Raw genomic sequence first — 219 nt, forward strand, 5'->3', positions numbered from 1 at the left:
TGCTCAGGCGAACAATTCTGCGCCCGCTTCTGGTGCGGTTTATCTCTTCCGTTACAGAGCCTCTACATGGACTCAGGAAGCCTACATAAAGGCCTCTAACACTGATTTCGATGATTACTTTGGTCATTCAGTTGCTTTATCATCAGATGGCAATACGCTGGCTGTCGGGGCGATTCGTGAGGAGTCAAACGGTACGGGGGTCAACTCGGGTGCTCAGGC

Annotated in this window: 1 protein-coding gene; it reads left to right on the plus strand. The window is 51.6% G+C overall.

Annotation, left to right across the window (positions count from 1 at the left end; translation table 11 throughout):
- Positions 1-219: FG-GAP repeat protein (locus BCT34_RS00005; RefSeq protein ID WP_198594873.1), on the plus strand; the 219-nt coding region annotated here is incomplete at both ends.

Origin of the sequence: Vibrio sp. 10N.261.45.E2 (assembly GCF_002875705.1) — a bacterium.
Lineage (GTDB): Bacteria > Pseudomonadota > Gammaproteobacteria > Enterobacterales > Vibrionaceae > Vibrio.